The sequence below is a fragment of the Fulvimarina manganoxydans genome (assembly GCF_900176465.1).
Taxonomy (GTDB): domain Bacteria; phylum Pseudomonadota; class Alphaproteobacteria; order Rhizobiales; family Rhizobiaceae; genus Fulvimarina; species Fulvimarina manganoxydans.
Genome location: NZ_FWXR01000044.1, coordinates 1 through 8285, shown reverse-complemented (window position 1 = coordinate 8285; position 8285 = coordinate 1). Strand labels below are relative to the sequence as shown.

The 8285-nt window shown below is 55.9% G+C and carries 9 protein-coding genes and 2 pseudogenes; 9 read left to right on the top strand and 2 right to left on the bottom strand.

The genetic code is table 11. The features are described from left to right. Together B9A15_RS23300 and B9A15_RS22765 are read left to right on the top strand one after the other, a co-directional pair. Positions 1-272: pseudogene (locus B9A15_RS23300) on the top strand (hypothetical protein); the annotation flags it as partial. Between the two features lie 218 nt (positions 273-490). After that, complete coding sequence (locus B9A15_RS22765) at positions 491-1075, top strand: hypothetical protein (RefSeq protein WP_139798562.1); 585 nt, start codon at positions 491-493, stop codon at positions 1073-1075. Positions 1076-1708: 633 nt separating this feature from the next. On the opposite strand, the gene B9A15_RS22225 is transcribed toward B9A15_RS22765, so the two are convergent. Then, the gene (locus B9A15_RS22225) at positions 1709-2272 is read right to left on the bottom strand and encodes a hypothetical protein (protein ID WP_084413139.1); all 564 of its coding nucleotides are present in this window, start codon (positions 2270-2272) and stop codon (positions 1709-1711) included. Positions 2273-2697: 425 nt separating this feature from the next. Between B9A15_RS22225 and B9A15_RS23090 the strand changes: the two genes are divergently transcribed. The 6 genes from B9A15_RS23090 (at position 2698) to B9A15_RS22200 (ending at position 6771) form a co-directional block, all read left to right on the top strand. After that, on the top strand, positions 2698-2868 hold the full coding sequence (locus B9A15_RS23090; RefSeq protein WP_170923412.1) for a hypothetical protein: 171 nt from the start codon (positions 2698-2700) through the stop codon (positions 2866-2868). A 227-nt stretch (positions 2869-3095) separates the two neighbouring features. Further along, complete coding sequence (locus B9A15_RS22760) at positions 3096-3335, top strand: hypothetical protein (protein WP_139798561.1); 240 nt, start codon at positions 3096-3098, stop codon at positions 3333-3335. Positions 3336-3398: 63 nt separating this feature from the next. Further along, positions 3399-4082, top strand: coding sequence for a recombinase family protein (locus B9A15_RS22215; protein ID WP_084413137.1), 684 nt, complete (start codon positions 3399-3401; stop codon positions 4080-4082). A gap of 639 nt (positions 4083-4721) precedes the next feature. Next, on the top strand, positions 4722-5267 hold the full coding sequence (locus B9A15_RS22210; protein ID WP_139798560.1) for a hypothetical protein: 546 nt from the start codon (positions 4722-4724) through the stop codon (positions 5265-5267). Positions 5268-5287: 20 nt separating this feature from the next. Beyond that, a complete protein-coding gene (locus B9A15_RS22205; protein WP_084413135.1) occupies positions 5288-6049 on the top strand; it encodes a nucleotidyltransferase family protein in 762 nt (253 codons plus the stop codon). After that, the gene (locus B9A15_RS22200; protein WP_084413134.1) at positions 6046-6771 is read left to right on the top strand and encodes a DUF6602 domain-containing protein; all 726 of its coding nucleotides are present in this window, start codon (positions 6046-6048) and stop codon (positions 6769-6771) included. The genes B9A15_RS22205 and B9A15_RS22200 overlap by 4 nt, the downstream gene beginning before the upstream one ends. Positions 6772-6802: 31 nt before the next feature. Here B9A15_RS22200 and B9A15_RS22755 read toward each other — a convergent pair whose 3' ends face one another. Next, positions 6803-7348, bottom strand: coding sequence for a hypothetical protein (locus B9A15_RS22755; RefSeq protein ID WP_139798559.1), 546 nt, complete (start codon positions 7346-7348; stop codon positions 6803-6805). A 367-nt stretch (positions 7349-7715) separates the two neighbouring features. Here B9A15_RS22755 and B9A15_RS23295 point away from each other — a divergent pair. Continuing rightward, positions 7716-8285 (top strand): annotated as a pseudogene (locus tag B9A15_RS23295) (helix-turn-helix domain-containing protein); the annotation flags it as partial.

Sequence of the window (8285 nt, the reverse complement as noted above, 5' to 3'; positions counted from 1 at the left end):
CCTGGCGCAATCTACCAAACATCGTTCGCATCGCCGCTGGCGACTGGCTTGCATGGATTAAGCGACGCCGGCCGAAAGACCGGAAAGGGGTGGGGGCAAATTTGCGGCTCCCACGAAATACGAATCTTACTTCAAAGATCCGCGTTAAACCGTCAAAGAAGCTCGAAGAGGCGCTTGGAGCGATGGGAAGGGTTTTGATCCCAGATAACCCACCAGACGGCGCTGAGGCGCCTGGAAAACGATTGAGAGAGCAGTTTAGGGTGATGCCTTAGGCCGCATCGACAAAGCAGAAGTGCTAGAATTGTCAGCTCTCGAATGGTGACCTGCTCCGATGTTTGCCGGCTCACTGACGAACTTTCTACTTTCGCAACATCGGGCCACAGGGTGATGCCTTAACCGACAATCCTAGATGATGAGAGCCGCCTTCTCGCATATGAGGAGCCCTCGCCAGTAGTGGTTTAGATCGCTATATTGGCGGCGTAGGAGCACGATGATGACCGCAAGCAGTTCGACAGTCTGGGCAGCCGCAGGGATCAACCTTGCCTTCACGGCTATCGTCGTTGGTATCACCGGCGTAGTGCTGTCGAACCAATGGAGCGTAGCGACAACAATTGGTGAGATGAGGACGACGATCGCCTCCATGGAGAAGGTGAGCACGGACACCAGCGCCGTCGTCAAAGATATCCAAACCCGTACCACGTCCATGGAAAGGCAGCTTTTTGCCGAGAGGACTAGCCCAGGGCAGCTTCTGGCGAGCGCTGGAATCAACGTCGATCAGGACGTTGGTGTCACCATGATCCGTGGACGGGTGGTTATGGTTCCTCGCACTCAGCAAGCCGCAGAGCGCCTCAGCACGAATTTTCAAAGGGTGAAGCTTCTGCCCACGGTCGACGGCTACACTCTGGATGAGGCAAGCGTAGCGGTTGTCGAGAATTACATCAGCTCGACCGCGAGCGCGGCCTCGGCGCTTGATCGACCCTCTCCATATCTATTTGAGGATCTGGACAAAGCCACTCCGACACAAGCTACCTCGGCCGGTTCTGACACCGAGGCCGCCTCGACAAGCTCGCAATAAGCCTTCCAAATCCACCAACGCATTTTCCGCTCCTAGGTCTCAAAAGCATCTGTTGGTCATCGCCCTGCTTCCTCGACGCGGCGGGTAGTGATTTTGGCCATCATGCGCTTCGTGCGGTTAGGCTTGGTCGGCTCCGAAGCGGTAAGAAGTGATGGATCTGGGCTCTTCGCGGCAGATTCTTGATCAATGCCCGTGCTGGTATTTCGTCAAGCTGGATCGCAACACCTGGCTCAACGATCATGCCGGACTTGGCGATGAAATGCTGGGAGACGGCAAACCTGTTTGCGTTGTAGATCTTCGTTGTCATGCGAATGGCTCCGCATTGAGATCGGCCAGGACTTCGCGAGCCTTCTCAATCGTTGCCCAGCGGATGAAAGACGACCGGATCATGCCAAGATGGTCCGCCGCGCGATCAACGAGGGCAGCATGCTCTGCCTCGAAGCTTCCTCTCATTTCCTTCCGACGACCTTTCGGTGGTCGGGCATTTCCGTGTGCCATGTGGCACCTCCAAAAAAAAAGCCACCGCTCCCGAGCATCGGAAACGACGGCGTTGATGACGATCATGGATCGGGTCGGAATTCCTGCCGACCCTTCCCAATCAATGGCTTAATATACTCGCAAAACGGAACATGGTCAAGGATGATCCCCGTTTGTTCTTGATGAGGAGTGGATTCGGCGAGCGTCAAGAACAGCCTGGGTCAGGTCTTTGCTCCATCCGACACGAGGACCGGCTACAGGACAGAGACGCTTCCGGCGGCGAATGGGCTGTCTAAAGATCGCTTGCGGCGAGCAGGATTTGAGAAGGTAGTGGAGCGGGCTCTCCCAATGGCCGTCATCGGTCCAATGGCCGTGATCTGAAATAGCCTGTAGGTCGGCGATCGGCCGCCCGCCCCACCAGGCCTCGACCTTCGCCTCGATCTTGCGCCAGAGCTGATCGATGCGGACGAGCCGAAGACGACCATGCCGGTATTGCCATTTCCACTTGGCTCCTTCGTCAAGCGCATGGAAAAGGACGTGGACGTGCTGTCCGTTGCCCTGCTCGTCACAGCTCTCGACGGCATAGATCGCCGTGAAGCCTCGAAGGTGTCGTCCTGCCCATTGCCGGATCCGGTGCACCTCGCGGGCGATCACCGCTGATCGCTCGGCAGGTTCGACTTCGTTGATGTTTGGCAGCATGATCGTCAGCAGCGCGTTCAACGGACGACCGGACCGTGCGGCTTGGCCATGAGCCGCTTGCAGATCTCGACGCTGCGCCGACGAGATGGTTCTCGTCGCCCCGACGTCTCGCCATGCTGCGCTACCGTATCGCCACCATGGTGCACGAGGTCTGCCACGAGGGCGATTATTTTCTCCGTCACAACAACATATATGTGCCGGTGTTTCCTGTAGCGCTGTGGTCTCCGCCTCTGATCCAGATTTAAGACATTGATCTTTATGCCATTCGATCTCCGATAAGGCGATTTCTGGGCGAAGGGGAAGTGGTATTTCGGTTTGGGCCGGATCGGCGGCGATGACGCGGTCGATCGCAGTCGAAATGATCGCCAAATGGGTGGCCGGTGCTTGCCCAAAACGGGCGTCTGAGATAGGGTGCATTCTGTTATTAGGGTCCTCTTGAGATTCTGATGACTGGCTACCGCGAAGAATTTCTGAGCACCCTGTCAGATGTGGCGTCTGACGGGGCGCGCCCTGTTGTGCGAAGCGCAACAAAGGCCGTGCATCTTGCCACCGATCGGCTGCGGCTGCAACATATTCGATTTATTGATGAATTATCGGGTATTTATTCATTTCGCTGATGCCTTCTTTTCTAGGTTTTCCAACGGCGTTTAGTTGCCTTTGCAATTATTTCTTTTGTTATGGGCGGCGGTTCTGATGGCGGAGATTCCGATCTCCTCTTCTCTCTCGCCTATCTCCTTCTCTCTTTTGTCGTCGCCAGCCGCGTGGCATTATGGGCATCCTTCTCGAATTTCGCCTTTTGTCGCTGCGATAAATTTCGACGGTTACAGATGTACCGGGGGCTGGTTTGTATAAAAAGATTAGGAAATCAAAGCGGCGTGTTTCTTCTGTAGAGCATGATGAATATGTAATCAGCTTGATTGAAGAATCTCATAGAGTTCTTTCGATAGTAATAGTAGATGAATTGCACTCACCTTCTGTGCGGGCGGCTGCGCAAATTGCCGGCGAAAATTTGCTTCTCTTCCTTGATGAGCTATCAGGCCTTCATCCTGAAGGCGATGAATTCGACGAGCTTGCAGAAGCGTGACTTGATCAGTCTCCGCATTTTGTTACATTTCTGACAACGTTCGTAGTCAGAAAGGTAACGGCTATGGCCGACGGTCGGTTCGTCTCGTATCTGCGCGTCTCCACGGCTCGGCAGGGCCAGTCAGGTCTCGGCGTCGAGGCGCAGCGCAAGGCCGTTGAGGAATTTCTGAATGGCGGGAGCTGGACCCTCATCGCTGAGGTGATCGAGATCGAGAGCGGCAAGCGCAATAACCGACCGAAGCTCGACGAGGCTTTACGCCTCTGCCGGCTTCACAATGCCAAGCTTGTCATCGCAAAACTCGATCGCCTGTCCCGTGACGCTCACTTCCTCCTAGGCCTCGAAAAGGCGGGCGTCGACTTCGTAGCGGCCGACATGCCGAACGCGAACCGGCTGACCGTGGGCATTATGGCCATGGTTGCCGATGAAGAACGCCAAATGATCTCCAAGCGCACGAAGGACGCCTTGGCTGCGGCAAAGGCCAGAGGGAAGAAGCTTGGCGGGGATAGAGGATCGTTTTCGAAGATCGCTCACATGGGACGCGAGGCGTCGGCGAAGGTTCGAGCCGAAATGGCGCGCCGACATGCCGAAGATCTGATGCCGGTGATTGAGGACATCCAATCAGCTGGAACCACATCCATGAGCGGGATAGCCAAGGCCCTTAATGAGCGAGGCTTCGCGACTGTGCGAGGCGGGAAGTGGCAGGCGGTACAAGTGCAGCGGGTGCTGGAGCAAGCGAAGGCAACTTGAACAGGATACAACCATTCTGATTCACGATGCGAGCTTTTGCGTAGTCAGCGCCGCATGTATAAAGGCTGGTACCAGCTTCGCCGTAGGTCTTCAGATCATAATCTGGACGGCTCTCGCTGCGTGGGTCGGAACCTCGCCGCTGCTTGATTCAGTCATGATCAATCTGGCTTGGGAGACCGCTATGCGTACATTTAAACGGTGCATGGGAACGGCAGAGGTGCTGCGGGTTCCGACCCATGTAAGCGGTGAGCGTTAGAGAGTGACTGGTAAAGACCGGGCTGAAGAGCCCTCAGGCGGGGTTCGATCCCCCGCACCCGCACCATCCTCCGTAAAACAAAACAACCAATTCGGTTTTATGGAGCGCAAGCTAAACTCCCCATCGCTTCGCTCTTTCTCCAATTTGCCATTGCTGCCGGTGTAGAACTCCTAATTTTTGCATCAGCGACTGGATCCAGTACGAGCTTAAATCGGTCCGATGCTATCTCTGCGAGGATAATTCGCTTCTATCGTAATTTTCCTCGCTCATCATCGTTTGGCCTTGATTTATCCTCGTAAAAAAACTTGTTCTCACAATTCTTCTCACTATGAATGCCAAGTCGTTTTCCGCCATATTGAGGTCATCAACCTACGGAGGTTCTCATGACTTATAATGGTAGAAAGCGCGGACGTCCCACCGGCAGCGGCAAGGACGACACCGCATTGCTTAACGCTGTTGCCGGCAAGTTGCTGGCACATCCTGAAATGAAACCTTCGACGGCGATGAAGCAGGTAATTGCCGCAAGCCCGCAGCCTAATACTACCCCTGAAACGTTGCTTCGGCGGTTGCAGGTTAAATGGAAGGCCCAGTCGGCTGTGTTGATGGACACTGCGCGCGCAGGGGCCGAGGCGGAAGCGCGGCGCATACGTGAACGGTCAATCCATCAAGAGGCTGGAAGCTATGGCAGTGGGTACATACCGCGCTCGTTTGCGCGAGAGCTTGAAGGGATCCAGCGCATGGTCGATCGGATCACCCCAAATATAGGCTACCTGGAAAAGGTGCAGAATGCGCTCAATCCTCCAGGTATGTCTGCTGTCTATAAAATGATGGAAGAGCATCGACGCATTCAGGATTTGATCGATCCCCCGCATATGCAGGCCATCAGAAAAACCATAGAACGCATGCAGCGTTTTGGTCTGCTGGATTAAGTGGCGCGGCTGGAGGAAATATGACCGCCTACGAATACCTGCGGAGCATTCTGACAAGGGAAACGGTCGACACGGGATTATATTCTCCAGCAAACGTGGTTGAAGGATACATTCGACCGGTTATCACACAGTGGGCGCAGCAATACTTGGTTGGATTCGAGCCCAGCGGTTCGCTCGCAAAAGGGACGGCGAATCGAAGCGGTACAGACGTCGACTTCTTCATCTCTCTGCATCCCGATACTCCAGGCACGCTGAAGCAAATTTACGACAAGCTTTTCGCTTTGATGCACGGCACCGAGTACGGAGCGAGGGAACAGAATGTGTCGATCGGCACCAAGGTCGTCGGCTACGACGTCGATCTTGTCCCGGGCCGGCTCCGGTCGCTGCAGAGGACCGATCACAGCCTCTATCGGCGAAATGCTGGTACGTGGACTCAGACAGACATTCGCGTTCATGTTTCGCAGGTTTCGCGCAGCCCATACCGGGACGAGATCCGGCTTACGAAGCTGTGGCGGAATCAAAACGGCATCGACTTTCCGTCTTTTTATCTCGAACTCACAGTCATGAATGCTCTGCAGGGCAAGCCGGCAGGAAACCTACCGGATAATTTCTTGAGCGTGCTCGAATACCTTCGTAACCGACTTCCGAACGCGAGGGTCGTTGATCCAGCGAATACAAACAACATCATTTCGGACGATCTAACGGCGGCTGGTAAGCAGACCATTGCATTACTCGCAGAAGCATCGCGTGAAAAGCGAACGTGGGGAGAGATTGTCCAATGAGCTGGGATCTTGGTCGCCTGCTCGCTGGCTTACACGAAGACATCCAAGCGCGCCTTGCCTTCGCTCGTGAAGCATACGGGCATCCCGGCACGAAAGGCGACGCAACGGAGGCAATCTGGCTGGAGCTGCTGAAGAAGTATCTGCCTCGGCGGTATTGTGTGGACCGCGCCCACGTTGTGGACAGCGATGGAACATTCAGCCAGCAAATCGACGTTGTGGTTTACGACCGGCAATACAGCCCTTTCGTCCTACATGGCGACGGCCAACCAGTCATTCCGGCAGAAAGCGTCTACGCGGTGTTCGAAGCCAAGCAGCAGATCGACGCCAGGCACGTCGCCTATGCGCAGGAAAAAGCCAGAAGCGTCCGCAAGCTTTGCCGTACCAGCCTTCCTATTCCCCATGCCGGTGGCGTTTACCCAGCCCGCGCGTTAACTCACATTATTGCAGGCCTACTAACGTTGGATAGCGGCTGGAACCCACCGTTCGAGGAGCCGATCCGGAGGGCTCTTGCCGACACGGATAACGATGGTCGTCTCGACGTCGGGTGCGTCGCCGCCCATGGATATTTCGTCCTGGGCGAAACAGGAGATTACGTCTTCACAAAGGAAGGTCGTCCCGCCACTGCGTTCCTTTTCGAGCTGATCGCCAAGTTGCAAGCACAAGCGACTGTTCCGATGATCGACATCCGCGCATATGCGAAATGGCTGGCGCCACGGGAGTAGCCGGGAGGTCGATCGCGCATCCATAATGGCCTTATCCTACCAGCCTCTGCCACAATGAGCGGGATCGCATCTGCTTTAAATCCGATGCAATCTCAGCAAGTCGATCATCGCGATGGTCGATCTCCGATCGGTGCGCAGTCATCTCCGCTGTGAGACGTTCTTGAAGGTGAGCGACTTCCGCTTGCGCCAAGGCTGCAGCCTTCTCGGCATCACTTTTCGCCTTCTCTGCTTCGATCAGCCGATCCGCCATACGGCCGGTTGCTTCGCGTTCAGCAAGGCGCTCATTTCTCTCTCTAGAGAGATCAGCTTGAAGGTCTCGAATCCGATCATGCAAGAGATCAATCGCGAGATCATCATGCGATCGTTCGGGTGATGATCCATCGTCCGATCTGGTGATGATCACCGGATCTTCTGATAGTTCGATCGGCTCGACATCATCCGGCACCATGACGAGGGTCTTGCCATCATTCGACCGGGTCCGACGCCATCCCAAACGCCTCGCTCTATGGCGAACGGCGTCCGTGGTCATGTTCAACCGATCGGCAGCCTCGGCATAGGTTTCCCAGCGATCTGACACGATGATCCCCCGATGATCTAGCGATTGATCGTCCGATGATCTGGAGATCGATCAAGGGTTCATCGGGCGCACGATCGTCCGATGATCACCGGATCATATATGGCTGGAGTGGACCTTGATCGGATCGCCTTGCGTGTAGACCGTGCCTAGGGCATCGTGTGCGGCAATGCGCGATTCATAAGCGCAGAAACGAAAAACCCGGCTCGCAGTGCGGCCGGGCATCGTCGGCGAGGATCGCCGGAAAGTCGTTCGTGGTTGCTCGACCTTCCCAAAATCCCTGCCGCTCGTCAACTCGGAATCGATCGATTCCGGGAGTGATGACGCTCGTCCGTCTGATTGACGCTGGTCTTGTATAAGGATCGGGCGAATGCAGACATGCGCCACCATGCTGGTCGCTATCTCACGATGCACCAATGCCAACGAAATCGACCGGCTCGTCAGCGTCTCCTACAGCCTTGGCCTGTCCGATGCCGACCTGATGGCGATCGACGCTGCTGGCCGTGCGCGCCGCGCTGAACTGTCGGTGCCGAAGCAGCGATCGTTTCTTCCTCCTCCTGTCCCTTGTCGATCTGGCTCTCGTCCTCGATCCGCATCTTCGATGGTGCGTCGTCGGCAGTGGGCAGCCTCGGGGTGGCTCCCAGCTCGTTTGGCAGGCGATTTCACGGCAGCGATGCTTGCAGTGTTGTCGGTAGTGGCCGAGAGGATCGCCGAGACAGGGCAGTGCGTTTGGCCCCTCGGTAGGATTGCGGCAAGAGCCGGTGTCAGTAGGTCGACCGCGAAGGCTGCGATCCGAGCTGCCCGAATTGCTGGACTCCTCGTTGTTGAGGAGAGACGTCAGACAGCCTGGCGCAATCTACCAAACATCGTTCGCATCGCCGCTGGCGACTGGCTTGCATGGATTAAGCGACGCCGGCCGAAAGACCGGAAAGGGGTGGGG